The 26969-nt window shown below is 40.0% G+C and carries 17 protein-coding genes; 9 read left to right on the top strand and 8 right to left on the bottom strand.

All coding sequences use genetic code 11. From position 1 onward, the window contains the following. The 3 genes from rfaD to mqnB all read right to left on the bottom strand — a co-directional run. Positions 1–723: ADP-glyceromanno-heptose 6-epimerase (gene rfaD, locus P2W72_RS06885; RefSeq protein WP_276360257.1), on the bottom strand; the 723-nt coding region annotated here is incomplete at its 3' end. A gap of 21 nt (positions 724–744) precedes the next feature. Further along, entirely contained in the window at positions 745–1596 is an 852-nt protein-coding gene (locus tag P2W72_RS06880; protein ID WP_276360256.1) for a 1,4-dihydroxy-6-naphthoate synthase, read from the bottom strand. Next, positions 1593–2237 (bottom strand): futalosine hydrolase, encoded by a 645-nt coding sequence (gene mqnB, locus P2W72_RS06875; RefSeq protein ID WP_276360255.1) that lies wholly within the window; start codon positions 2235–2237, stop codon positions 1593–1595. The genes P2W72_RS06880 and mqnB overlap by 4 nt, the downstream gene beginning before the upstream one ends. Positions 2238–2318: 81 nt before the next feature. On the opposite strand from mqnB, the gene P2W72_RS06870 reads away from it, so the two are divergent. The 4 genes from P2W72_RS06870 (at position 2319) to P2W72_RS06855 (ending at position 8146) form a co-directional block, all read left to right on the top strand. Beyond that, complete coding sequence (locus P2W72_RS06870; protein WP_276360254.1) at positions 2319–2729, top strand: 6-carboxytetrahydropterin synthase; 411 nt, start codon at positions 2319–2321, stop codon at positions 2727–2729. A 12-nt stretch (positions 2730–2741) separates the two neighbouring features. Then, a complete protein-coding gene (gene folE, locus P2W72_RS06865) occupies positions 2742–3377 on the top strand; it encodes a GTP cyclohydrolase I FolE (protein ID WP_276360253.1) in 636 nt (211 codons plus the stop codon). A gap of 74 nt (positions 3378–3451) precedes the next feature. Then, complete coding sequence (gene fabD, locus P2W72_RS06860; protein WP_276360252.1) at positions 3452–4333, top strand: ACP S-malonyltransferase; 882 nt, start codon at positions 3452–3454, stop codon at positions 4331–4333. Between the two features lie 81 nt (positions 4334–4414). Next, complete coding sequence (locus P2W72_RS06855) at positions 4415–8146, top strand: ATP-binding protein (RefSeq protein ID WP_276360251.1); 3732 nt, start codon at positions 4415–4417, stop codon at positions 8144–8146. A gap of 55 nt (positions 8147–8201) precedes the next feature. Here P2W72_RS06855 and P2W72_RS06850 read toward each other — a convergent pair whose 3' ends face one another. Further along, positions 8202–9116, bottom strand: coding sequence for a hypothetical protein (locus tag P2W72_RS06850; protein WP_276360250.1), 915 nt, complete (start codon positions 9114–9116; stop codon positions 8202–8204). A gap of 230 nt (positions 9117–9346) precedes the next feature. Here P2W72_RS06850 and P2W72_RS06845 point away from each other — a divergent pair, with 230 nt between their 5' ends. After that, positions 9347–10879, top strand: coding sequence for a family 10 glycosylhydrolase (locus P2W72_RS06845; protein WP_276360249.1), 1533 nt, complete (start codon positions 9347–9349; stop codon positions 10877–10879). A 74-nt stretch (positions 10880–10953) separates the two neighbouring features. On the opposite strand, the gene P2W72_RS06840 is transcribed toward P2W72_RS06845, so the two are convergent. The 4 genes from P2W72_RS06840 to nagB are packed head-to-tail and all read right to left on the bottom strand — an operon-like array spanning position 10954 to position 18509. Continuing rightward, positions 10954–13788: an insulinase family protein gene (locus P2W72_RS06840; RefSeq protein WP_276360248.1), complete on the bottom strand. Its 2835-nt coding sequence runs from the start codon at positions 13786–13788 to the stop codon at positions 10954–10956. A 42-nt stretch (positions 13789–13830) separates the two neighbouring features. Continuing rightward, complete coding sequence (locus tag P2W72_RS06835; RefSeq protein ID WP_276360247.1) at positions 13831–14988, bottom strand: DUF5009 domain-containing protein; 1158 nt, start codon at positions 14986–14988, stop codon at positions 13831–13833. 52 nt (positions 14989–15040) lie between these two features. Next, positions 15041–16570 carry a sulfatase gene (locus tag P2W72_RS06830; protein ID WP_276360246.1) on the bottom strand — a complete coding sequence of 510 codons (1530 nt, stop codon included), beginning with the start codon at positions 16568–16570 and terminating at the stop codon, positions 15041–15043. A 22-nt stretch (positions 16571–16592) separates the two neighbouring features. After that, positions 16593–18509: a glucosamine-6-phosphate deaminase gene (gene nagB / locus P2W72_RS06825; RefSeq protein WP_276360245.1), complete on the bottom strand. Its 1917-nt coding sequence runs from the start codon at positions 18507–18509 to the stop codon at positions 16593–16595. A 131-nt stretch (positions 18510–18640) separates the two neighbouring features. Here nagB and P2W72_RS06820 point away from each other — a divergent pair, with 131 nt between their 5' ends. From P2W72_RS06820 to P2W72_RS06805, 4 genes are all read left to right on the top strand, one after another. Then, a complete protein-coding gene (locus P2W72_RS06820) occupies positions 18641–19405 on the top strand; it encodes an endonuclease/exonuclease/phosphatase family protein (protein ID WP_276360244.1) in 765 nt (254 codons plus the stop codon). A 572-nt stretch (positions 19406–19977) separates the two neighbouring features. After that, entirely contained in the window at positions 19978–23223 is a 3246-nt protein-coding gene (locus P2W72_RS06815) for a TonB-dependent receptor (RefSeq protein ID WP_276360243.1), read from the top strand. 14 nt (positions 23224–23237) lie between these two features. Then, entirely contained in the window at positions 23238–24959 is a 1722-nt protein-coding gene (locus P2W72_RS06810; protein WP_276360242.1) for a RagB/SusD family nutrient uptake outer membrane protein, read from the top strand. Positions 24960–25090: 131 nt separating this feature from the next. After that, complete coding sequence (locus tag P2W72_RS06805) at positions 25091–26620, top strand: family 10 glycosylhydrolase (protein WP_276360241.1); 1530 nt, start codon at positions 25091–25093, stop codon at positions 26618–26620. Positions 26621–26969: the final 349 nt, after the last annotated feature.

Genomic DNA, 26969 nt, shown 5'->3' with positions numbered 1-26969 from the left:
GTTGTAAATTCCCGAATCCTGACGGTGATGCATCAGGAAATAAAGTACATTCACCACATCTTTGATATACACAAAATCACGCATCTGTTCTCCGTCTTTGAACTGCGGATTATGTGACTGGAATAATTTCATGGCCCCTGTTTTATTGATCTGATTAAAGGTGTGGAAGATCACAGAGGCCATTCGGCTTTTATGGTATTCATTCGGTCCGTAAACATTAAAAAACTTCATACCTGCCCAGAAATAGGGCTTTTTTTCCTGTTTTAAAGCCCAGATATCGAAATCATTCTTGGAATCGCCGTATGGATTAAGTGGTTTGAGCAAAGGAATTTTCGATTCATCATCATCGTAACCGTGTTCGCCAAGACCGTAGGTGGCCGCTGATGATGCATAAACCAATGGAATTCCAAATTCGGTGCAGATATTCCAGATATCCTTGGTGTAGTTCAGATTCAGATAGTTGAACAATTCCACATCCATCTCGGTGGTGTCAGTCCTGGCACCAATATGAAAAACAAACTGTACGTGTAAATGATTATCACGCAGCCATCCGGTAAAGTCCTTGCGGTCGACCTGCTTGCTGAAACGTTTTCCGGCAAAATTTTTGTTTTTGTCTTCTCTTGAAAAGTCATCCACTAAAACAAGATCATAAAATCCCTCATCGTTTAGTTTCTGAACCAAACAACTTCCGATAAATCCTGCTGCGCCGGTAATGATGATCATGACTGTAAGTTTTTAATGCAATTATATGAATAAGTTTTGTTTCGTTTCGGGGATGAGGCCGCCTTTTCGTGCATGATCAAAGAATATTTCAACCGCCTTTCTGCCTTCCTCTCCCAGATCAACAGAATATTTGTTTACATACAGTTCTATATGTTTTTTAATCACATCATTGCTCATTTCCTGAGCATGAGAGCAGATGAAGCTCATGCCTGATTCCGGGTTTTCAAACGCATAGTTTACGCTTCTGCGGATGATGCGGTTAACTTTTTGTTTGATTTCTTCAGGCAGCTCACGCTTAATCATGATCCCACCCAGCGGAATAGGGCAATGAGTCAGGTTTTCCCAATATTCACCGAGGTCCATAATTTTTTTCAGTCCCTTATCCTGATAAGTAAAGCGATTTTCATGGATGATTACCCCCAAATCGATTTTCTGCTCCAGCAGCGAAGGCTCGATTTCGAAAAACTTCATTTCTATCTTGTTCTGAGCTTCGGGAAATGCCAGATTGAGCAGAAAATTGGCAGTAGTGTATTTGCCCGGTATGGCTACTTTCAGCTCTCCGATTATTTTTCTTAAGGCATTTAAAGGCATGTTTGCCAGTTCTTCGTTTTTGCAGATTAGCAGGGGGCCAACACCAAAGCCCAGAGCACTTCCTGCATGAAGCAGCACATAATTTTCGGTCAGGTAAGCATAAGCATGATAGCTCAGCTTAGTGATGTCGAGTTCTGCTTTAAATGCTTTCTGATTAAGTGTTTCTACATCTTCATAGCTGACCTCAAAGTTTAGTCCCTCAGTATCCACCTTATTGTGGATCATCGCATCAAAAATGAACGTATCATTTGGGCATGGGGAAAATCCGAGGCTTAACTTCATGATTCAATGAGTTGAATGAGGTATTTATTCAGTTCCTTAATTGCTGTACCTATCTGCCAGTTATTTCTGTTACGTCTTTCCACATAATTTGAAATGGCCCTGATCTGTAATGAAGGAATCTGATGCTGTTCGCAGGCATAAAAGAAGGCTGCTCCTTCCATACTTTCAATATCAGGGTTTAAGCGTGCAATAATTTTTTCTATTGATTGCTCGCTTCCGTGCACCGTATTTACAGTAATTGCTTTTACCAGCCCGTGCGCATTGGGTATTTGAAAAGAAGTACTTTTCAGGGGAGAATAGGCACTTTTGCCAAATCCAAGAGTTTCAATGGATAAAAAGCTATCACCATCCTCTGCACCCAGGTCTGCAAAAATATCTTCGCTTACACTGCAAATTTCACCCGGTTTGAGCGATGGATTAAAACTTCCGGCAATACCGGCATTGATGGCCAGGTCATAGCTTTGCTCAGAAAATGCTTTGGCCATTGAAAATGCTGTTGCAACCATTCCCACACCGGTAATCAGCACGTTTAGCTGATAGTTTCCGAAAATTTTTTCAAAAGGAACTTCAGCACTGAATGAAAAGTGTGAAAGAAATGGTTCTATCTCGGCCTTAGTGGCGGCAACAAGAAGTATTTTCATCAGGTAAAGTTACGCAATTCGCTTAATTTGTACTTAAGGCAAATATTAGATTAAGTATATTTGCATTTTAATTTATTGAAAATGATCTATATTACCCGAAGAGAGAGATTTAATTCTGCTCACAAGTTGTTTCGTGAAGAATGGTCAAATGAGCAGAATTATGAAACATTTGGGAAATGCTCTAATCCTAACTGGCATGGGCATAATTACGAATTGTTTGTAACTGTAAAGGGTGAAATTAATCCTGAAACAGGCTTTGTGGTCGACCTTAAAGAACTGAAAACCATCATTACCGAAAAGGTAACTAATAAGCTCGATCACAAAAATATCAATCTTGATGTTGAGTTTATGAAGGGTAAAATGGCTTCTACAGAAGTGCTGGCTGTAACTATTTTTGAAGTGCTGAAACCACATATCGAAGCAGAGGGTGCTGAACTGCATTCAATTAAACTATGTGAAACAGAAAATAACTTTGTTGAATATTTCGGCTAAGACCCCCCAGAAATGAATTTAAAACATAAGTCAGAAGAGGACGAAAGAATTGAAGGGTATGTAAAGATCGACCGTTATGACGGGACGAAAATTGAACGTATTGCTTCTCATTATCAGGCTATTTTAGCAGATCTCGGAGAGGATCCCGGCAGGGAAGGCCTGCTGCAAACTCCGGTTCGTGTGGCAAAAGCATTGCAGTATCTGACCCATGGCTACGACATGAAACCTGAAGAAATTCTCAGAGGGGCCATGTTTAAGGAAGACTATAGCCAGATGGTTGTAGTAAAAGATATTGAAGTATTTTCAATGTGTGAGCATCATATGCTTCCTTTTTTTGGTAAGGCTCATATAGCTTATATTCCTAACGGCCATATCGTTGGACTTAGCAAAATTCCAAGAGTGGTAGATGCTTTTGCACGCCGTTTGCAGGTGCAGGAACGGTTAACCAATGAAATTCGTGATTGTATTCAGGATACCCTTAACCCTGTCGGGGTTGCGGTGGTAATCGAGTGCAAACACCTTTGCATGTCAATGCGTGGTGTTCAGAAGCAAAACTCTGTAACCACTACTTCAGCTTTTACCGGTGAGTTTGTGAATGAGACCACCCGTTCTGAATTTTTAAGACTGATCACAGCAAGCTTAAGCTAGTTTGATACTATATTCACCATTAATTACCCGATAGGGGGCAGAATAAGATATTAAAAGCAAATAAAAATAAACAGATGAAATCATACATTTTTCCTGGGCAGGGTGCCCAGTTTCCAGGAATGGGAAAAGAGCTATACGAACATTCATCAGCGGCTAAAGATCTTTTTGAAAACGCGAATGAAATTTTAGGTTTCAGGATTACTGATATCATGTTTTCAGGAACTGAAGAAGATCTGAAACAAACCAATGTAACTCAGCCTGCTATATTTCTTCATTCTGTAATTCTTGCAAAGGAGCTAAAGAATGATTTTAATCCTGATATGGTTGCCGGCCATTCTTTGGGTGAATTTTCAGCATTGGTTGCTGCAAATGCCCTGTCTTTTGAAGATGGGCTTCGCCTGGTGGCGGCCCGTGCCAATGCAATGCAGAAAGCCTGCGAGATCAGGCCTTCAACTATGGCAGCGATTCTGGGTCTGGATGATTTTACAGTTGAGGATATTTGCAGCAGGGTAAGTGATATTGTAGTTCCTGCTAACTATAACTGTCCGGGACAATTAGTGATTTCGGGTACAATTGAAGGTGTGGATAAGGCCTGCGAATTATTGCTTGCTGCCGGTGCAAAGAGAGCATTAAAGCTGAATGTTGGAGGGGCTTTCCATTCACCGTTGATGGAGTATGCACGGGTAGAACTGCAATCTGCAATTGAGAATACGGTGATTAATGAACCGATCTGTCCGATTTATCAGAATATAGATGCAAAACCATACACTGATGTAGCCAGTATAAAACACAATCTGATTGCACAGTTAACCGGAGCGGTACGCTGGACACAGACAGTTGAGAAAATGCTGCATGACGGAGCTACTTCATTTATTGAGGTTGGTCCGGGAAATGTGCTGCAGGGGCTTGTGAAAAAGGTTGATCGTAGTATCCCTACGTCCAGCGCAGCGGTTTAACTTCAATTTTTGAAAAATTTATTTTCGGGGCCCGATTTTTGAGATAATGTGGCTTATTATTAATTTGAACAGATTAAAATAATGAGTGTAAGTTTCAAAATTCGGGTTCTTCTTCTGATTCTGACCGCGGGTTTTGCACTTACCGCCCTTACAATCAATTATACTAATAAGAACGAAGAAATTCTGGCTCTGGATGCTCAGAAACTTGAGATAAAGATTCGCGGGAAGGAGGAACTGATTGGTAATTTACTCAATAGTCCTGCTTTTCGTGATTCTCTTAAAAATGTGCACAATAATGATGACTGGGCTCAATATATTATTTCTGAATTCAGCGAAAAGAGAAATATTTCTTTTCAAACCTTTGAAAATGGTAAGCTGAAATTCTGGACGGGGCACCGTATAGCTTTAGAAACTGATACTTTGCTGAAGGAAGGAAGCACCTTTTTACAACGCGAAAATGGGTATTATGAGGCTATAAGGAGGGTTTGGGGCAATTTTTCTGTGGTCTGTTTTATTCCTGTCAAGTCTCAATACCCTTATCAGAACGAATTTCTAAAAAACCGCATTTCCCCGGATCTCTTATCTTCGAACAGTCTTGATATTGCCGGATTTAATGATAAAGATGTTTATACAATCCGCAATCTGAACGGGAAATATCTTTTCTCTGTAAAGCTTAACACTACTTACGGCCAGTCGTTCTATACATGGCCGGAGCTGATCATGTGGGTGTTTTCAATTATATGCGGATTAGTATTTCTGACAAGCCTGAGTTCTGAAATAGCCGCTAAAGGTTATGCACGTTCGGCTATATTTTTATTATTGATTTCTGTACTTGCGTGTCGTCTTGTAGATCTTGAGTACAGGTATTTCAGTAATAATTTTGATCTTGCCATATTTAGTCCCAAGCATTATGCGTCCAGTTATTACTTCCCATCGATCGGTGATCTGTTTCTGAATATAATTGCATTTACATGGGTGCTGTCTTTTGCACATGCATGGAGGAATCACATAATAAAAGCCAATCCTTTACGAAGAAAGTATATTAGTTATCTGATATTCATTGTCGCAGGACTTATTGTTTGTGCATCAATCTATGCTACAAATGAGCTGTTTTTTGGTCTGATCAGTAATTCGAACATATATTTCAGGGCAAGCAATATTCTGAGTTCCAGCTGGTTGAGCTGGTTTAGTGTTCTTCTCTTTTGTTTTTCCATATTTAATCTTTTCCTGATTATTTCTACAGTATTGGGTATTACCTCAATGCTGAACCTTAGCGATAAGGAGCGACTAAATTTGTTTTTGGCAGGTCTTTTTCTGGCTTTGATTTATCGGATTTTCTTTTCAGATTTTACGATTTTTTTCCTCCTTATTGCACTGTTACTATTTCTGGCCGGGTCTTCTTACTATAAAACCGGAGACAAAATTAATCCGGTAGTCTTTGTAATTGCCTTACTTATTTTTGCAACTATCGGTTCTCTGAAACTTTCAAGGTTCCAGAACCTTAAAGAACGTGAAAGCCGTAAATTGATTGCTGCTAAACTGGAATCATCAGCCGACCCCAATGCGGTAGTACTATTCTATCAGCTTGAAAAGGATATTCTGAAGGATAAAGCTATCATTGATTACTTTAGCAATCCTATTTCAAGTCACAATGCACTTAATTACCGCCTCGGTAAGTTGTATATGGCAGGATACCTTTCCAGGTATGATTTTGAATCATTGGAGTACAATGAGAATGATGAATTTATAAAAGGCGATAAGCTGGTTCCATTGTCGGCATTTAAAAACCGGGTACTTAAAGGCTCAGTTAAGGTGTCTGAATATTTTTATCAGATCAATAATACCTTTGGTTACCAGCAGTATTTTGCACTGCTTCCGGTCAGAAATGAAAGTAATAAGCTCGGCACAATGGTGATTGAGCTTAAGTCTAAAAGATTGGATGAAGTAGGTGCTTTCCCTGAGCTTCTGGTTGACGGTAAAATCAAGGATGATTTTCAGCTGAATGATTATTCTTATGCTTATTATAATAATGATAAATTAATTGATCAGCATGGTACTTATGTTTATAATCTCAGGAATAATGAGTTTAAAGGTAAAAACAGGCATTTTGTTTATATAAATAATGCTGAAAATGGTCGTGAGTACAATCATTTGATCTATCAGGCTAATCCTAATAAACTTATCATTATCAGTAGGGAGGGAAACAGCATTTTAAATCAACTGGCTTCCGTATCATTTATTTTTCTTGCGCTTCTGTTTTTTACAGGATTATTGTATCTGTTACATCTTATCTATAACTCATTTCATCAGTTCAATTTCAGTTTCCGTAATTTCCGCTGGACTTATCTTATTTTATCAAATAAGATGCTTTATAAGACCAGAATACAGGTTTCTATGGTATTCGCTGTTGTTTTTACTCTATTGATAACCGGTATTATCACTTTTTATAATATCAGTAGTCAGTATAGGGAGCAGCAGGAGGCAATAGTACTTGATAAGGTTACAAAGATCTCGGCGGGGATAAATAGGCAACTCGTAAATGAGGGTATTATAAAACCCGATGACCAGGCAGAGGCAGCCTTTAATACTTTTGCAGATTTGAATGGTGTTGACCTCAACTTGTTTGATCTCAATGGCCGACTGGTACTTTCCACTCAGCCGAAAATATATGAAAACGGACTGATCGCTCCGGTAATGAATTCATGGTCTTACCTATACCTCAACAGATTCCAGAAGTCTGAGTATATTAATAATGAACGCATAGGAGACCTGTCGTTCATAGTGGCTTATGTTCCCCTCAGAAATTCTGCAAATGAAGAAATAGCTTATCTGGGGCTTCCATATTTTTCAAATGAGAAAGATTATCAGGACCGTATCGGAACATTTTTGAACGCGTTGATCAATGTTTATGCTCTTGTTTTTGTGGCAATCGGTTTTTTTGCAGTTTTTGTGGCTAAGAAGATTACAAGTCCTTTAACCCTTGTGGAGGAAAGTTTGAGAAAAACACAAATCGGACGGAAGAATGAACCTATCCTCTGGAAAAGCAATGATGAGATAGGAAAGCTGATTAAAGAGTATAATAATATGATAGCCGCACTAGAGGAGAGTGCATTGAAACTTGGTCGCTCTGAGCGGGAAACGGCATGGCGTGAAATGGCCAAGCAGGTTGCCCATGAGATCAAAAATCCGCTTACCCCTTTAAAGCTGGGTGTGCAACTGCTTGAGAAATCCTGGAAGGAAAAAGATCCTAAGTTTGATGTCAAATTTGAAAAGTTCAGTAAGTCATTTATAGAGCAGATCGAAAGTCTGGCTCATATAGCATCAGAGTTCTCTAATTTTGCTAAAATGCCTGAAACGATACTCGAACCAGTAGTGGTCAGAAAGATAATTGATCAGTCTGTTGAGCTTTACAGGCAATCAGAAAATACTGTGATCAGAATCGATGATCAGTGTAAACAGAAGGTAAGGATTAAAGCTGACAGAGACCAGTTGCTGCGCTGTTTTAATAACCTGATAAAGAATGCAATTGAAGCCAGGCAGGAAGGAAAGCAATGCCTTATTGATATCAGGGTATATTGTGAAAAGAACAGAATTTACATTGAAGTCAGGGATAATGGAAAAGGAATTCCAAATTCTGTAAGAGATAAGATATTTGTGCCGAATTTTACTACTAAAAGTTCAGGTACCGGACTCGGTCTGGCATTTGTTAAGCAGGCAATTGAAAATATTGATGGAAGTATAAGATTTGAGACTGCGCCCGGACTTGGAACTACCTTTTATATTATGATTCCGATTATGATCGAAAATTTATGAAGTAAAAAAAGCAAACCTGTATTGGGTCTGCTTTTTTATTAATGTTTTACAGGACTTATTTTAAGTTTACTGAACCTTTGCCCATGCTATAACCATCGGCATATAGAAGTACAGTATACGTCCCTTTCAGGAAGGATTTATTTCCTGACCAGTCAATAGAATAAACCTTGCCGTCATTGGCAAATTCAATGGAGGTCATATAGGAATATTGAAGTTCTCCGCCATCTGCATTGAACATTCCGCCTTCGTTAGAGATAATTAAATTTCCATTCGGATCAATTACCCGTATATAGACGCTATGCATACCTTTTTCTGCAAGAGGGTTGTTTATTACAGAAAAGCTTACCCTCAGTTTGTCTGTTGTACCCGACCGGTTAGATCCGCTTTCTTTGCCTCTGTTTCTAATATTTACTGCAGTTATGCTAACATTTCCCGCTTTGATTGCTGCTGCGGTCTGAACTTTTGAGCTGAGTTCCTCATTTTTTTTTTCAAGTGCAGTTGCTTTAGTGTTTACCGAATCAACTGTTGATTGAAGTTCATCTCTTTCATTTGTCAGGCTGGCATTTTGTTTTTTAAGATCGGAAATTTCTGAACTGTATTTCGAAACAAAAAACTTCAGTTGTTTAATCTCTTCCTGAGCTTTTGCAAGCTGACTTTGAGTCAACTGACCCTGTCTCAGGGCATTTCTGAGCTCATCAATCTTTTTTCTGGCCTTTTCCTGCTCCTGCTGCAGTTCTTCTGAAAGCTGGATGTTAAGGCTGGATGCATTATCCAGTTCAGCTTCAATTTTATCAATTTCTGTCTGCATTCTGGTTTTCTCATCACTGATGGTCACAATGCGTTCATTTGCTTTTTTGTCCTTAAAAAACAGATAGGTATTTGTTCCAAGCAATGCGAGAATTACTGCAATTAAGAAATAGATCTTATTCGAATCCTTTCTTACCGGTTCTTCCTGTTCCTGGTTTTCCATGTTAAATCGTTTTGTTGCAGACCATAAATGGCTGTTAAATCACCTCTATAAAAACATTTAAAAACAAATATATTGTTTCGAACTTAGGATTTAATCATTTTGAGATCAACAATTCCTGTTTTATAGATTTAACGTTAATTTGAACCTCAATATTGTTAATTCAAGGTTAAATTTCACAGTACAGATTGAGCCTGATTATTTATCTTTACCCACTTAGTGCGATCCATTTCATGATAAAAAACATAAGCTTAATCATAGTATTATTATTTACTATTCCTCTTTCATCCCGGCCTCAGAGTAAATCACATCCAAAACGCGAATTCAGAGGAGTGTGGGTTGCAACCGTAGCCAATATAGACTGGCCGTCTAAACCCGGGTTGAGTGCTGAAGTTCAGAAAGCAGAGCTTATAAAAATTCTGGATGATCATCAGAAGAATGGGATAAATGCGATTATGCTTCAGATCAGACCTGCATCCGATGCATTTTATGGGAGGGGAAGGGAGTTATGGAGCAGATTTCTTACCGGAACACAGGGAAGGGGACCAAGTCCGTTTTATGACCCTCTGGACTTTGCTATTGAAGAAGCACATAAAAGAGGTATGGAATTACACGGCTGGTTTAATCCTTATCGTGCTACATCTAATCTGATTGATGCACATACCGCTGCAAATCATATTACTAAGCAGAAGCCGGAGTGGTTCTTTACTTTTGGAGGCAAGAAACTCTTCAATCCGGGGCTTCCTGAAGTTCGTGAATACATTGTAAGAGTGATTATGGATGTAGTGAGAAATTATGATATTGACGGAGTACATTTCGATGATTATTTCTATCCCTATCCTGAGACCAATCAAACGCTGAAGGATCAGGAGATATTCAGAAAACATGGTGAAGGCTTCAGTAATATTGAAGACTGGCGCCGGAATAATGTGGATACCCTTATCCATGTGCTTACAGACAGCATTCATAAAGCCAAAAAATATGTTAAGTTCGGAGTAAGTCCTTTTGGAATATGGAGGAATAAATCCCAGGATCCTGAAGGCTCGGAAAGTAATGGTTTTGATGGCTATGGAAAATTATATGCCAATGCCAGGAAATGGGTTCAGAAAGGTTGGTTAGATTATATTAACCCTCAGATATATTTCCCGTTTGGATATCAGGTGGCACCATATGATAAATTAACAGACTGGTGGAGTAATAATGCTTTTGGAAAGCATGTTTATATCGGACAGGGAGTATACCGGGCGATGGAAAACCGTCAGGGCTGGAGCGACCGCAGTCAGATTCCTAAGCAGATCAGGTATCTTCGTCAGAATCCAAATATTCAGGGGAGTGTGTTCTTCAGTTCCAAGTCTGTAACTAATAACCTTGCCGGAGTTCAGGATTCGCTGCGTAATGACTTTTACCGTTACCCGGCGCTTCCGCCATTAATGCCATGGCTGGATAATGTAAAGCCAAATGCCCCGCTTCAGCTTTCTGCGAAAGCAGTATCAAATGGAGTTGAACTAACCTGGAAAGAACCAATTGCAGCTTCTGACGGGGATTTCGCAATTGGTTATGTGGTTTATCGTGTAAATCGAGGTGAAGTAATTGATGTTGATCAGGCCCACCATATTGTAAAGATAAGTTTCAATAAATCAGAATTAACATTTACAGATACTAATGTTGTTCCCGGCCGTGGATATACTTATGTAGTAACGGCTCTTGACAGGCTTAAGAATGAAAGCCCTGTATCTAATGCAGTTTCTTCAGTTCCTTTGCAGTAATGTTAAAAGCTATGAAAATCAAAAAGCCATTCAGATCCTGAATGGCTTTTTGATTAATATTTATATCATTAATCCTATTTTTCAGGAAGCAGCACCATACGGATAAAGTTATCAGCCAAACGGTACTGAACAGTTGCTTTTAAGAATTCAGGACTTAGTTCCTTAAGTGATTCAAGATAAGTTAATATCTGCTTCGGATCTTCTTCATTTTGAAGCTGATTGCTCAGATAGCCTAACCAGAAACCATTATCTTTTAACTGAGTTTCAGTAGTACGTGTTTCTTCTGCAATAAATTTCTCAATATCTACGGTCTGAGCACCATTTTGCCTGATTTTATTAATCTCATCAAGTGTTGAGCTGATTAGTTTCTCAACATTTTCAGGAGCGCATCCAAATGAAATGCTGAAGCTGTAACGGCTTTTTGGAAATTTACTGTAAGTTGCCCGTGCACCTACGCCGTAAACTCCGCCTTCATCTTCTCTTAAACGTTCAATCAGCTTGATTGTGAGTATTTCAGCAAGGGCATCCAGCTGGTTATTATGTTTCAGGCTCCATGTATATGTACCACTGAAAACGAGCCTTACATTTGCCTTAGGCTCCTGCCCCTTGTATACTTTTTTATCAAATTTCCCTGCCGGGATTGCAATGCCCAAATCTCTTGCAGTTTCCTTACGGTTTGTTGCCGGTAACGAACCTAAGTATTGTTCCAGAAGAGGTTTGATCTTCTCATTGTCAAAGCTTCCTACGAATACAAATGTAAAATCGCTTGCATCCGCAAACCGGTCTTTGTAAATTTCAAATGCACGGTCGAGATTAACCTGGTTTAGTTTTTCAATTGATGGTCCGGTCCGGCGGACATTATAGTTTCCAAGAATTGCAGCCACAGAATCAGCGAATACGCTCGAAGGATCATTGCCTCTGTTTTCCAGTCCGCCCTTTTGCTGAGCCATAAATCCTTTGAATACTTCAGCATCTTTTCTCGGTTGAGTAAAGTAAAGATAAGTTAATTGTAAAGCTGTTTCCAGGTCTTTTGGAGTGGTTGAACCTGAAATTCCTTCAGAACGTTCAGCAATATAAGGCATTACAGATACCTTTTTACCGCTGAGTAATTTTGGAAGCTGAACTGAGCTGAACTCAGCAATGCCACCATTTCTCACCAATGCTGTTGCATATGTTGCAGATTGAAAATCAGAATCTGGATATAGTGAAGAACCTCCCGGACTGAAAGCAGTGAAACCGATCTCGTCATTTTTAAAATCTGTTGGTTTCAGTATAACTTTTACGCCGTTGCTTAGTTTTAGTTCTGTTGCTCCGATTTCCGGAGTCTTTGTTTCCGAAACGACTTTTCCTGCAAGTGGTTTTTTAGCAAGCAATGGTTTATCAGAAACCTGATCCACATAAGCAGTCACGTTACTTTGTTTAACAGCACTGATCCATTGCTCAACTATTGGCTCATCCGGTAAATTAGCTTTGTCTTTTTCCGGCCCCATGATAACCACATCGCGGTTAAGATCAGTGATATAACGTTTTGCAATTGTGTTGATGTCAACAAGGCTGATTCCTGAAGTCAGACTATTGGCCATTTTGTATTCGTATTCAATACCCGGACTTGCTTCCTGCTCCAGAAAGTGGCGTAAATATTCATTGACAAAGCTTCCTGATGGAGTTTTATCTTTTTCTTTGAATGCCGACTCCATATTTGTCAGATAAGACTCTTTAGCACGATCCAGTTCTGTTTGCGTAAATCCAAAGCGTTTTACCCTTTCAGTTTCTGTAAGGACAGCTTTAAATCCTCGTTCCATTTCTCCGGGTTTAGCTACAACGAATGCATTATAAACATCGAGTCCGGCAAGGAATCCACCAATATTGGCTCCCCCCTGAAGAAAAGGAGGATCTGCCTGTTTACTCAGTTCAGTAAATCTGGCACCAAGCATCTGATTGAATAAAGAACGTACAATACTATTTCTGTAATCGCTTTTGGTAATGAGCTTTGATTCCGGGTGTTTGATCATAATTTGGGCAACATTCACCGGAAACTCTTTATCGGTTACAGCTATGAACTGGTTTTTGTTGATCAGAGGAATTGTATATTTTGTTCTGGGACGCGGTTTTGCGGGATTTTTGAGGTCAGAGAATTTTGCTTTGATTGTTTGCTCCATGGCATTTACATCAATATCGCCCACCACAATCAGAGCCTGAAGCTCAGGTCTGTACCAGTCGTTATAGAACTTTCTGATCGTCTCAGGTTTAAAGTTTTTCAGAACATCTTCCGTACCGATGGGTAAACGGTTTGAGTATCTTGAATTATTAAAGATCATCGGAAGGTATTTGTCCTGCATTCTTTGCTGAGCACCTTTACCCAGACGTTTTTCTTCCAGAACTACACCGCGTTCCTTATCAATTTCTACCGGGTCAAGAGTTGCTCCGTATGCCCAGTCACGCATAATCTGAATTCCGTTTTTCAGGATCTCCGGATCATCGGATGGAATAGGTAATTGATAAACAGTTTCATCGAAACTGGTATATGCATTCAGATCGGCGCCAAAGCGAACCCCTGTTTTCTGAAGGTAATTAACCAGGTCATTCTTTGGAAAATTCTTTGTGCCGTTAAATTTCATATGTTCCAGAAAATGTGCCAGCCCCTGCTGATCATCCTCCTCCAGTATAGAACCAACTTTATTCGCCAGATAAAGAGTTACTCTGTTTTTAGGCTCAGTATTCTTCCGGATATAATAGGTAAATCCATTGGCAAGTTTGCCGGTTCTGATTGCAGGATCCAGAGGAATGACATCTGCAGTTTGTGCTGCAGCACTTGCTTTGCTTTTAGCACTTGTTTGTGCATTACTTATTCCGGAAAAGGCAATAAGCAAGGCTACCGCGAGGGTAAACAGTTTATTTAAAAACTTCATATGATCAAAAATTAATAATTGGTGTTCTAATTTAGTTAAAAGCTAAACCTTTATGATGATATTTTTTCTGAACATCCACCAAAGGATGACAAGCCAGATCAATATGAAAGTTATTGCTCCTGCCAGTGATGCATTGATTGGTGAAAAGTATGGGGTAAAAAATGTCTGATACATCCACTCTCTTGAATTGATTTGTGTTCCGTCAGGCATAGTTACTTTTATCATAGTCAGTATTCTAGGAATAAGACCGGAAAGAAAAAAAACTGTGATGGCATTTACACCATAAACCACAAATGGAGTAGTTCCCTTTTTGAATCCCTGTACATCAATCAGCCAATAGCATAACGCAAGACCAATAGTAGCCAGTCCGCCGGCATAGAGTACAAAAGAACTGGTCCATAATGCCTTGTTGATCGGGAAAAACAGATCCCAGATTAATCCCATAATTACAGCTAAAAATCCAATACTGAACATCCAGGAGATTTTTACACTGTCTTCCCGGTCTTTTCTTTTAAGCCATGAACCGATCAGAACACCAAATAAGCCGGTTCCAACAGCTGGAAGAGTACTCAAAATGCCTTCAGGATCCCATGTCTTTGCTGATTTCCAGAGATGTGCTTCTGTAAGGATGGTTCTGTCAAGCCAGGCGCCAAGGTTGGTCTCTTTTTCGAGATTTGCATAACCTACACCGGGGACAGGAACCAGGGTCATAACCAGCCAGTAGGAAATCAGGATTCCAATAAATGTCCTTAGCTGGGTTTTAGGACTGGTTTTAATAAATAATACCGCAGTGATAAAAAATACAACTGCAATTCGCTGCAATACTCCCGGAATCCTGACCGTTTTAAACGCTTCTACAGGATCGGTAAATACTTTGGGAAACAGTGTCAGGAATAAGCCCAGTCCGAATAGTATCAAAGCTCTTTTTAAGGCAGTTGTTATCAGTTTGGTATGGCTGACGGTATCCTTTTTACTGCCCAGAGCATAGCTGATAGATACACCAACGATGAACAGAAAAAACGGAAATATCAAATCTGTGGGGGTACATCCGTTCCATTCAGCATGTTTCAGCGGTGCATAGATATGCGACCAGCTGCCCGGATTATTTACAAGGATCATTGCGGCCACGGTTAAGCCCCTGAATACATCAAGAGATAACAATCTGGCCGGGGATTTCTGGAGTATTGAAGGTTCTGACATCTTATAAAGATAATATAGCTTGTCAGCAAATACAATATCCCGTTAATTAATGTTAAAAATTCCTGGCAAGTGCTTTTAGTGCTTCTTCGTCTTTATTTTCAATACAAAGCTGTCTCAGCTGCTCTTTCAAATCTGCCGCAATTGCCTGGTATTTTTTTTGCCCGTACAGGTTGTTCATTTCTGAAGGATCTTTCTGAAGGTCATAAAGCTCCCAAAAATCTTTATGGTCATAGAAACGAATTAGTTTATAGCGGCTGGTCCGGATACCAAAATGCTTCAGGACACTATGTTCTCCCGGGAATTCGTAAAAATGATAGTATGCTGATTTTCTGACACTTATTTTGTTATTCCTCAGATGTGCCATCATTGATTTTCCCTGTATTTCTTTTGGCACCGGAACTCCGGCTGCTTCCAGCAATGTAGGAGCGAAGTCAACATTTGACACAATCTGATTGGAAACAGTTCCCGGTTTAATTATGCCGGGATAACGGATGATCAACGGCGTTCTCATCGATTCCTCATACATGAATCTTTTGTCAAACCATCCGTGCTCTCCCATATAAAACCCCTGATCAGAGGTATAAACCACAATCGTATTTTTTGTCAGGTTATTTTTATCCAGGTATGAAAGTATCTTGCCTATATTCCGGTCAAGAGAAAGGGTGGTGCTCAGGTAGTCTTTCATGTATCGTTGATACTTCCATTCTGTAAGGGCATTTCCGCTTAATTTTTGTTTAAGAAAATCTGCCTCAACCTTATCGTAATAAGTATTCCATTTTTTTCTCTGTTCAGGAGTCATTCTTCTCAGAAAGGAATCGGCAAGCCTGTCAGGGTCACTCTTCATCTTCAGATCATAGCCCAGCTTCATAGTTTTCTCGATAGACATATCCTGCATTCCCGCGGCGATACGGTTGTCATATCTGTCGTAGAAATTCTTCGGTAAAGGGAATTTGATATGGTCGAATTTACCAAGGTCAGCGGTATCCGGCATCCAGGTACGATGCGGTGCTTTTTCTCCCACAACAACAAAGAATGGTTTGGATTCGTCGCGTTTATCCAGCCAGTCAATGGTCATGTCAGTAATCACATCAGTTGCATAACCTTTAACCCTGCTGGTATCGCCTTTCATACTGATCATGTCCGGATTATAATATTGCCCCTGTCCGGGCAGAATATTCCAGAAATCAAAACCCTGAGGGTAAGAAACCAGGTGCCATTTGCCTATCCAGGCAGTTTGAAAACCCGATTGTTTAAGTCGTGCAGGAAAAACATCCTGTGAAGCATCAAAGGTATCCCTATTATCCCTCATGCCGTTTGTATGACTATATTTTCCGGTCAGGAGTACAGCTCTGCTGGGGCCGCAGATCGAATTGACAACAAATGCCCGGTTAAACAGTGCCCCTTCTTTTGCCAAACGGTCGAGGTTGGGAGTGGCACCGTATTTTGCACCGTATGCTCCGATAGCACTTACTGCATGATCATCGGTAAGAATGACCACGATGTTCGGTCTTTCGACTTTTTGCGCAAAAAGATTTCCCCCCAACAGTAAGAGGATCAGTATTAGTTTCAGACTAACGTTCATCTGTTTTTTTCTCTGGAAAAAATTAATATTTCCATCTTACGAATGCCTCCATTGCCTCATACTCAGCGAGACCAAGTTTGTCGTATGCTTTTGCAGTTTCACGGGTGCGGTCCTCAGCGCGAACCCAGAACTCTCTTGCATCATCACCGGGGAATACAGGCCTGTCTTTTTGAGACTGATGTTTGAAGATTGCAAAACGCTTGCGTTCAACTTCCTGTGGTGAAAGTGGTACAGCCATTTGAATTTCGTGAGTTTCGAATTCATGCCAGGCACCACGGTATAACCATAGCCAGCAGTCATCTACCCATGCTTCTCCTTTTAATCGTTTAAGTGCGGTAATTACTATGTCGAAACAAACCTTGTGAGTACCGTGCGGATCGGCAAAATCACCTGCAGCAAATATTTGATGGGGTTTTACCTTTGAAAGCAGTTCCATTGTAATCCTTACATCATCTTCTGAAACAGGGTTTTTTTGAGTTTTTCCTCTGTCATAGAATGGGAGATTCATGAAATGGATGTTTTCATCGGGTAATCCTGCAAATCGTGCACCACTTATCGCTTCACCCTTACGGATAAGTCCTTTTAATGTTCTGATCTCAGGGGTGTCGGCCTGATTAGGTTGTTTTGTCTCAATAAATTTGCGCATTGAAACATACAGATCATCCAGTTTACTGGTGTCAAGATTAATGGATTTGCCAAAATCACGGGCGAACTCAGCAAAGCGTAATGCATCGTCATCCCAAACTGCAGTATTTCCTGAAGTTTGATAGGCAACATGCACATCATGACCCTGATCAACAAGGCGGATAAATGTACCACCCATTGAAATCACATCATCATCCGGATGCGGAGAGAATATGATTACACGTTTTTTATCAGGTACTGCGCGTTCTGGTCTTTGGGAATCATCAGCATTTGCTTTTCCACCAGGCCAGCCTGTGATGGTATGCTGAAGTTTATTGAAGATATGGATGTTAATATTGTAAACAGGGCCCTTTTCTGTTGCAAGCTGCGCCATGCCATGGCCGTTATAATCTTCTTCAGTTAACTTAAGAATAGGTTTTCCAAGAGTGTTTGCAAGCCATATCACCGCTTTTTTGATCATCGGTTCATCCCATGTACAGTCTTTAACCAGCCATGGAGTATCAAAGCGGGTAAGGCTTGAAGCCGCATCCTGATCCAGAACAAATTCAACATTATCTGAAAGCTGAAGGTAGGTTGCCGGTACTTCTGAAGAGATCTCGCCTTCAACAGCTTTTTTAATGATCTCGGCTTTTTTGGTGTTCCATGCCATCAGAATAATCTCACGGGCTTTGAAAATCGTTCCGATACCCATGGTAATAGCTTTTGTAGGAACATTTTCTTTACCTCCGAAATCACGTGATGCATCCCGGCGGGTAAGATCATCAAGAGTTACAAGGCGGGTTCCTGAATTTGGAGCTGAACCAGGCTCATTGAATCCGATGTGACCGGTACGACCTATACCCAGAATCTGCAGGTCAAGTCCGCCCAACTGGGTGATCCTGCGCTCATAATCAAGACAAAATTCATGAATAGCTTCTTTAGGTAATGTGCCATCAGGAATATGGACATTATCAAAATTAATGTCAATATGGTTGAATAAATTATCCTTCATAAATGTCACATAACTCTGTGGTGATGTGGGCATCATCGGAAAATATTCGTCCAGATTAAAAGTGATTACATTTTTAAAACTTAAACCTTCTTCTTTATGAATCCTTACCAGTTCTTTGTAAACATTAACTGGTGTTGCACCGGTAGCAAGCCCGAGAACGGCACTCTCACCTTTTGCTCGTTTACTGATAATCAGATCTGCAATGCGGCGTGCAACCTTTTTTGATGCGATATCTTCATTCGCATAAACTGTAACGGGAAGTTTTTCGAATCTTGTCTCTTCCAGTAAATTTAATCTTGCCATGAGGGGATTAGACTTTATAAGGTGAGATGCAAATATAATTCAAAATTTTTAAGCGCGGGAATTCTCTAAGATTTATAACTCATCATGAGTTTTTTGCCGACATTTGGGCACTTTTTATATAATTTCACAAGATGAAAAGACACCTGATTTTCGTTTTTCTTTTGATTTATGGCTTTTCCGATTTAAAAGCCCAGACCATATCCGTGATGTCTTATAATATACATATCGGACAAAATAGTGCAGATCAGGATAAGCTGACTGAAATAGCCCGGTATATTAAAGCTTCAAAAGCTGAAATTATTGGATTGCAGGAAGTTGACAGTGTTTGTAATCGATCAGGTAAGACAGACCAGATGAAGTTTCTGGCTGAGCAAACCGGTATGTATTATACTTATGCCCGTCATTTTGCTTTTGATGGAGGTTCTTATGGCTTAGGGATATTATCCCGTTATCCGCTTCTGGATGTTCAGGATTTGCGGGTTAGCTTAAGCAGTACAGGGAAGCCAGACACCAGATCATTACTGAAAGCAGATTTTAAGAAGGGTAAGACCAGGTATACTTTCGCTACAGTTCACATGGATTATCGTGATTCCGGATCCCGTCAGGTGCAGTCGGAAGAAATTGTTAAAAAATTTTCAGGCTATGAAAACCCGGTTATACTTACCGGAGATTTTAATGCAAGACCCGGAACAAAGGAAATAATTATTCTGGAAGGTGCTTTTACTGATGTAAGTAAGCTCTCAGGTCCGACCTATCCCGCTGTTAAACCACTGAATAAAATTGATTATATCATGGTAACTAAGGGTAAGGAAGGGAAAATTATAATGCAGAAATCAGATCCTGTTGATTTCTCAGATCATATTCCGGTTTTGTCTGTTTTTAAGGTTCAGCGATAAATCAAGATCCTCCTGTTCTGTTTTTCCGGGTTTAAAGTGTATTCAGAGAAAATCTGTAATGCAGATTTTCGGGATATCTGTTTTCTATATCAATAACTTCTATGAATTAACTAATTATTCCCGGAGAAATTTATTAATGTATTCCTCCATTTTAATTGCATGTTTCTTCGTGTTTTTGAAATTTCAGACAATTTTTGTCTGTTTTATAGGCTGTTTTTTAGAAAAAACAGCCTGATTTTTAGTACTCGATGTTTAAACATGCAAAAATCTTCATGTTTTTTCTGCTCTTTTTATTCAGTGTTGAATTTTCCAATTATTCTAAAAATAAGTATAAAATAGTACGTTTTTAATGCATTTAAAGCAATTTTTAAAATTTAAAAAAATCAATATAATTTACTTTTTACACCACTGAACTCAATGAAACGTGATTATTTTGTGCTAACTTTTGCATATTTTGATCAGAAATTTGCGTATTTCTGCAATAAATCCAAACTTAGATCCCGAATTCTGCAAATGAAATAGATTGCAGTAATATCATTTAACTAACTATTTAAACCCAAAAACGTCGACTTATGAAAAAAGCATTACTAATGTTGTTTTTAGGCATTTTTGTATTGGTAAACATTGCTGCTGCACAAGAAAAAATTGTAAGTGGACAAGTAACCGATGCTGAAGGTCTTAGTTTGCCCGGTGTTTCCGTACGGATCAAAGGGACAAACATCGGAGTTTCCACTAATCCGGATGGAAAATATTCCATCAGAGTAAATGCTGGAAACAGTTTAGTTTTCAGTTTTATTGGCTCACTCTCTGTGGAACGCATTGTGGGCACTGAAAACGTAATCAATGTTTCACTTCAATCTGATACGAAATCATTAAGCGAAGTGGTAGTTGTAGGTTATGGTACTCAGAAAAAGGCTACTCTTACGGGCGCAATATCAACGGTAGATGTTGCAAAAGTTCTTTCTTCAAGACCAACAACAGATGTTGTACGGTCACTTCAGGGAGCAGTTCCGGGATTAACGATTACCTCTCCAAGTGGAGCCTTGGGTTCAAACCCAAGCATTCGCCTCAGAGGACTTTCAGGATCACTCAATGGTGGTGGTGCACAGCCTCTGATATTGCTGGATAATGTTGAAATTACAGATCTTCAGAATATTAATCAGGATGATATTGAGTCAATTTCAGTTTTGAAAGATGCGGCTTCGGCATCGATTTACGGTACCCGTGCTGCCTGGGGAGTGATTTTGATCACTACCAAATCCGGCAAGAAAAATGCGCCGACACGGATAAATTATTCGAATAATGTTTCTTTGGCTACTCCAACTCAGACTCCGGAGATGGCTCCGGCTGCAGAAGGTGCCGAAATGGCCTTACTGGCATTCAGACGTACCAATCCAACTTTGCCAAGATATGGTGTTGTTGGGATGTATGTTGATGATATAGCTGTTCAGAAGATGCGCGAATGGAAACAGCAATACGGTGGTCAGGATCTGGGCCCTGAAATGGTGCTTGGCCGCGATTTCGAGATCAGAGATGGTTTTTTCTTTCCTTATCGTGAGTGGGATCCGGGAAAGGAATTTATGGATAAATGGTCGCCTCAGCAAAAACATGATCTTTCTTTCAGTGGTGGAAGTGAGAAAATCAATTATAATATTGGTGCTGGTTATTTGGAGCAGACCGGGGTACTAAAAGTGAACCCGGATGAATTCAGCCGCTATAATTTAACGATGAGCTTAAATTCAGAATTAACAAATTGGTTTAGCGGAAGAGGACGAATGATGTTGTCCAATTCACTGACGACCCAGCCTTATTCTTATGGCGGGGATACTTATGATCCGCTTTACTATCTCTACAGATGGCCGGCTCAGTTTCCATACGGAACTTATAATGGATTACCATTCAGAAATGCCGTAAGTGAAGTGGCGCAATCTAAGATGAATGAAGACAGGAATAATTTTTCACGTGTTTCTATCGGGGGTACATTCAAAGTTATACCGGGTCTGACAGTTGATGCTGATTATACCTATGGTGGCAGCACCGGCAGAGGGAAACAGGTTGGAGGAATTGTTTCTGCAATTGACTTCTGGTCAACTGGTGCTGACTTAACCTACAGGCCATATAGTTCTGCCACTTACGACAGGGTTATTGACGATTCTGATTATACAACAACAAATACAGGCAGAGTAGTAGCCACATATCAAAAAACGATAAAGGACCATGCCTTTAAAGTTATGGCTGGTGCTGAGGCTGAAACTTTCGAATATGGTTCTCAGCGTTCTGAGAGAAGAGGTTTGATGGATCTGAATAAAGGAGAACTTGGCCTGACTTCAGGCGATCAGTTTACAAGCGGATCACATTCTCAATGGGCAACAAACGGACTTTTTGGTCGTTTGAATTATACTTATAAGGATAAATACCTGTTCGAAGTAACAGGAAGATATGATGGTTCATCCCGGTTCCCTGCAAATGACCGTTATGCATTCTTCCCTTCTGTATCTGCCGGTTACATTATCAGTGAAGAGAAATTCATGGATTTTGCAAAACCTATCCTTTCAACTTTAAAGTTTCGTGGATCATGGGGAGCTGTAGGTCATCAGAATGTAGGAAATGCATTTTTATCCCTGATGTCGACCAGCAACTCTAACTGGTTAGTGAATGGAAAAAATATGATAGGGGTAAGTACTCCGTCTATTGTTCCTCCTTCACTTACCTGGGAAACGGTTACTGATTTGAATTTTGGGGTTGATGCCAGATTTATAAACGAGAGACTGGGTGTCAGCTTTGATTGGTATAACAGAACCACAAGTGATATGATCAGTGCCGGAGTTACACTTCCAAGTTCTTTCGGAGCGACAGCCCCTCAAAGAAACTATGGCGAAATGCAGGTGAGAGGCTGGGAACTTGCCATTGATTATGCACATACATTTGATAATGGTCTCAGACTTAACGCAACCGGGTCACTTTCAGATTTTAAGGAACACCTGACCAAGTTTGCAAATACAACCAAAACGGTTACCAGTAATTATGAAGGAAGGAATTTGAGGGAGATATGGGGTTATGAAACAGATCGGTTCTTTACAAAGGATGATTTTCAGCAGGATGCAAGCGGTAACCTGATTACTTTAAATGGAAGATACGTGCTGAAAGCCGGCATTCCTGATCAAAAGCAATTTGAAACTTCAACATTCTTTTTTGGTCCCGGCGATGTTAAGTATAAGGACCTGAATGGTGATGGGGTAATTTCACAGGGTTCCAATACGGTGGATGATCCGGGAGATCAGCGTATTATTGGTAATTCCACTCCACGTTATCAGTACGGTATGCGTCTTGGGGCTGACTGGAAAGGGTTTGATTTTAATGTTTTCTTCCAGGGTGTTGGACAACGTGAACTTTGGGTACATTCACCTGCAACAGTTCCCGGAGTAGGGATTGGTGAAGGATGGTATGCCTCACAACTGGATTATTGGACTCCAACTAATCCCGGAGCTTTTTATCCTAATCCATCGAACGTTGGTCAAACTGCAAACACAACGAATTTCTTAAGGCAAACAAAGTATCTGCTTGATATGTCGTACCTGAGGGCAAAGAACCTTACTTTCGGGTATACACTTCCTGCACGTATCAGTGAAAAAGCTAAGATTAACAAAGCCCGTTTATATTTCAGTGGTGAAAACCTGTTTGAAAAGGATAATCTAGGACAGATTAGCATCGATCCGGAAATGGATTATACCACCAACGGTTCTAATGACCCGAGAACTTTCGGAAGGGTATATCCTTATCGCAGAACTCTTTCTTTCGGACTTCAGGTTACATTATAATTAAACAGACAATTATGAAAAAGTATATCATATTATTTTTGATTTGCCCCATGCTTTTTGTGGTGGGATGCAAGAAAGACCTTCTTGAAAAACTTCCATTAGACAGGTTAACAGATGAAGATTACTGGACAACCGAATCGAATGTAAGGAGCTTTGCCTGGAATTTTTATCCAAGATATTTCCCGGGATTTGCCTCTGGTTTTGACTTAAGCTGGGGTGGATTTTTTACCGGTGAATCATTGAATGATGATGTGGCAAGCAGTACACGTTTTACACAGAACCTGCCAACCACTAATGGTACCTGGTCAGGTACTTTTTCCTGGATCAGAAGAGCAAATCTGTTTATTGACAGAATTAAAACTGTACCAATGACCGATGAGGCTAAAAAACACTGGATAGGTATTGCCAGGTATTTCCGTGCGATTGAATACTCCGGCAGAGTGAATGATTTCGGTGATTTCCCATGGTATGGCCGTGTTCTATCAGATACTGATCCTGAACTTTACAAACCTCGCGATCCGCGTACTTTGGTTATGGACAGCGTTCTTGCCGATTTTCAATATGCTGCTGCCAATGTCAGGATTAATGATGGAGATAAAACCATTGTCAATCGTTATGCAGTATTGGCATCTATGTCACGTGTATTTCTTTTTGAAGGAACCTGGCAGAAGTATCATACAGGTAATACAGCTAAGGCAACTCAATATCTTGAGGCGGCTAAATGGGCTGCTAATGAGGTAATTGCAAGTGGAAAATTTACTATTGCAGCTGATTACAGAGGGATGTTCAGTGCGCCTGATCTGGCAAGTAATCCGGAAGTGATTCTTTACAGAAGGTATGAGACTGGTTTGCTTACCCATAGTTTGGCCAGCTATGTAAATAAGGAGGCTCAAACCGGTTATAGCAGATCTGCTATCAACTCTTATTTAGCTAAAGATGGTTTGCCAATTAAATTATCGCCATTATATCAGGGTGATAAAACTATTTATTCTGCCGGAGGGGTGAAAAAGTCTGCCGCAATGGTAAACAGAGATCCACGTATCACAGAAACATTTACAGATTCTTTGAGAATTACAGGTTATGTAAAGGATTATGCTTATTCTACCAGCGGCTACGCAGCAGTTAAGTTCTTAAATGAGGCGGTAAAAGATCAGGCAGAAGGGCTATCTCAAACAAATACTTCTGATGCTCCTGAAATCCGTTATGGCGAAGTATTGTTGAATTATGCTGAAGCTGTAGCTGAGCTTGGAACATTAAGTCAGGCGGATCTCGATAAAACGATTAACAAATTGAGAGATCGTGCAGATGTTAAGATGCCTAAACTGCAGGTGATGGGTGGCCTTCCTGCGGTAAATGGTGTTGTTTATGATGATCCTGACCGTGATCCCACAGTACCTTCATTAATCTGGGAAATTCGTCGTGAACGCAGGGTGGAATTGATAATGGAAGGCTTCAGATACGATGATTTGAGAAGATGGAAAAAGCTTCATTATGTAGATCAGGTAACAAATAAGGATGCGAACCGCGGTGCATGGATCAAAAGGTCTGATTATCCAAAAGCAACTACTGTTATGATTGAAAATAATGCTACTGAAGGTTACATTATTCCGGTTCAGTCAGCTGCAAGTTTAAGATTGTTCTATGATCCAAGAGTCTATCTTCAGCCGATAGGACCCGATCAGATCAAATTATATAAAGATCAGGGTGTTACGCTAACTCAGAACCCGGGCTGGTAATTTGTTTTATTATTAATTATATAACCCCGCCGCCGATAGGCGTGCGGGGTTTTTTATGGGTTATGCCTGATTGATATCAGATATCCGGTATATCCGTAAATATATTTTATCGCTATTTAAATCTCATATCTATGTTAAAGAAAATTTCAGGGGTATTCTTATTTATGTTTTGCGTCAGTTTTGCAGTTTCAGCTCAGTCAGATATTATTCTGCCCAAGCGCGAACTGCGTGGAGTTTGGATTGCAACAGTTCGGAATATCGACTGGCCTTCGAAGGGGAATACCGACCCGGCATTACAGCAAATGGAATTTCTGAAAATTTTGGACAGTCATCAGAAAACAGGTATCAATTCAATTTATCTGCAGGTCAGACCCTCCGCTGATGCTTTTTATGGAAAGGGGAGAGAATTGTGGAGTCAGTTTTTAACGGGTAAGCAGGGTCTGGTTCCCGATCCTTATTGGGATCCTTTGGACTTTGCCATTACTGAGGCACATAAACGTGGTATGGAGCTGCATGCCTGGTTAAACCCGTATCGTGCAACTAATGATTTAATCGACACGAATACCAGCGTTAATCATATTAAACGTAAACATCCCGATTGGTTTTTTGACTATGGTAAACAGTCTTATTTTAACCCCGGTTTGCCTGAAGTCAGAAATTATATTACTCAGATTGTGATGGATGTAGTTAGAAACTATGATGTTGATGGTATCCATTTTGATGATTATTTCTATCCTTACCCTGAAAAAAAGAGTTTACCTGATTCACTTACCTTCGCAAAATACGGACAGGAATTTACTAGTATTCATGACTGGAGACGTAATAATGTAGATATTCTGATCAGAGATCTTTCTGACAGCATACACGCGGCCAGGAAATATGTAAAATTTGGTGTTAGTCCCTACGCAATATGGCGTAACCGTGCAGATGTACCCGAGGGATCTGAAACCAGTGGAAATATAACTTTATTTCATTCTTTATATTCTGATGCCCGAAAATGGACTAAGGAGGGCTGGCTTGATTATGTAGCTCCCCAGCTTTATTTTCCTTTTAACTATAAGGTTGCAGCATTTGAGAAATTAATGGATTGGTGGGCCGGAAATGGATATGGAAAACATGTTTATATCGGAGAAGCTCCATTTTTGGCAGAAAGAACAACTTTTGGATGGAAGGATAAGAATCAGTTGCCCGATCAGGTACGATACCAAAGGAAAAATCCAAACGTGCATGGGAGTATCTACTTCAGTTCCAGATCGGTAACCGATAATTTGGGAGGGTTTAGAGATTCTTTGCGAAACGATTTATATGCTCATCAATCTCTGGTTCCTGCAATGGTCTGGATTGATAGTATTCCTCCTGCCCGCCCATCAGGGTTAAAGGTTAAAAAGAAAAATGGACAAAGCTTATTAAGCTGGAATTCGCCTCTGGCAGCTTCAGACGGTGAACTGGCTTACGGATATGTAATTTACAGGTTTAATAAAGGCTCGGAAATTAACTTCAACAATCCTGAGAATATCCTTAAAATTAATTTCAATGCCGACCGGTCTTTTACTGATGCAACAGCAGAGCACCGCAGGAAGTATACTTATGCAGTAACAGCTATTGACCGTTTAAAGAATGAAAGTGCTGCAACAAAAAAAGTTAAGATCAGAGTCCGTTAATTTGGACTGGCTATCAATCAGTAAATTTCAGCTTTGTTTTGGACAGTGCTGATAATGTGTCATATAATCTCATTCAGTTGAAAAGAATAGTAATCTGTTTCTTGCTTCTTATTAACGGGTGCAAAAAGGGGGGCCAGCAGAGTCCGGAACAGCCGGGGCCGGTATCCAAGGCGCCATATACGCCTGATAAAAGCAGTAAATGATACTCTTAAAAGGGTATATTAACGTGAGTTCGGGATAAGGCAAGAATTAATTTGAGGGAATAATTAATTTATAACTATTTGATTATCAATAAGTAAGCATATTTTGTTATATTTAAGTGACAAATTTAAAGAACAACAATCTATGC

The organism is Daejeonella sp. H1SJ63, assembly GCF_029360775.1.
Taxonomy (GTDB): domain Bacteria; phylum Bacteroidota; class Bacteroidia; order Sphingobacteriales; family Sphingobacteriaceae; genus Daejeonella.
Note: the sequence above shows the minus strand (reverse complement) of the source record. Positions and strands in the feature narration are given on the sequence as shown.

Excerpts from the sequence above, each read along its gene's own strand:
- P2W72_RS06880 (WP_276360256.1), bottom strand. The coding sequence starts at position 1,596 with ATGAAGTTAAGCCTCGGATTTTCCCCATGCCCAAATGATACGTTCATT.
- mqnB (WP_276360255.1), bottom strand. The coding sequence starts at position 2,237 with ATGAAAATACTTCTTGTTGCCGCCACTAAGGCCGAGATAGAACCATTT.
- P2W72_RS06870 (WP_276360254.1), top strand. The coding sequence starts at position 2,319 with ATGATCTATATTACCCGAAGAGAGAGATTTAATTCTGCTCACAAGTTG.
- folE (WP_276360253.1), top strand. The coding sequence starts at position 2,742 with ATGAATTTAAAACATAAGTCAGAAGAGGACGAAAGAATTGAAGGGTAT.
- fabD (WP_276360252.1), top strand. The coding sequence starts at position 3,452 with ATGAAATCATACATTTTTCCTGGGCAGGGTGCCCAGTTTCCAGGAATG.
- P2W72_RS06855 (WP_276360251.1), top strand. The coding sequence starts at position 4,415 with ATGAGTGTAAGTTTCAAAATTCGGGTTCTTCTTCTGATTCTGACCGCG.
- P2W72_RS06850 (WP_276360250.1), bottom strand. The coding sequence starts at position 9,116 with ATGGAAAACCAGGAACAGGAAGAACCGGTAAGAAAGGATTCGAATAAG.
- P2W72_RS06845 (WP_276360249.1), top strand. The coding sequence starts at position 9,347 with ATGATAAAAAACATAAGCTTAATCATAGTATTATTATTTACTATTCCT.
- P2W72_RS06840 (WP_276360248.1), bottom strand. The coding sequence starts at position 13,788 with ATGAAGTTTTTAAATAAACTGTTTACCCTCGCGGTAGCCTTGCTTATT.
- P2W72_RS06835 (WP_276360247.1), bottom strand. The coding sequence starts at position 14,988 with ATGTCAGAACCTTCAATACTCCAGAAATCCCCGGCCAGATTGTTATCT.
- P2W72_RS06830 (WP_276360246.1), bottom strand. The coding sequence starts at position 16,570 with ATGAACGTTAGTCTGAAACTAATACTGATCCTCTTACTGTTGGGGGGA.
- nagB (WP_276360245.1), bottom strand. The coding sequence starts at position 18,509 with ATGGCAAGATTAAATTTACTGGAAGAGACAAGATTCGAAAAACTTCCC.
- P2W72_RS06820 (WP_276360244.1), top strand. The coding sequence starts at position 18,641 with ATGAAAAGACACCTGATTTTCGTTTTTCTTTTGATTTATGGCTTTTCC.
- P2W72_RS06815 (WP_276360243.1), top strand. The coding sequence starts at position 19,978 with ATGAAAAAAGCATTACTAATGTTGTTTTTAGGCATTTTTGTATTGGTA.
- P2W72_RS06810 (WP_276360242.1), top strand. The coding sequence starts at position 23,238 with ATGAAAAAGTATATCATATTATTTTTGATTTGCCCCATGCTTTTTGTG.
- P2W72_RS06805 (WP_276360241.1), top strand. The coding sequence starts at position 25,091 with ATGTTAAAGAAAATTTCAGGGGTATTCTTATTTATGTTTTGCGTCAGT.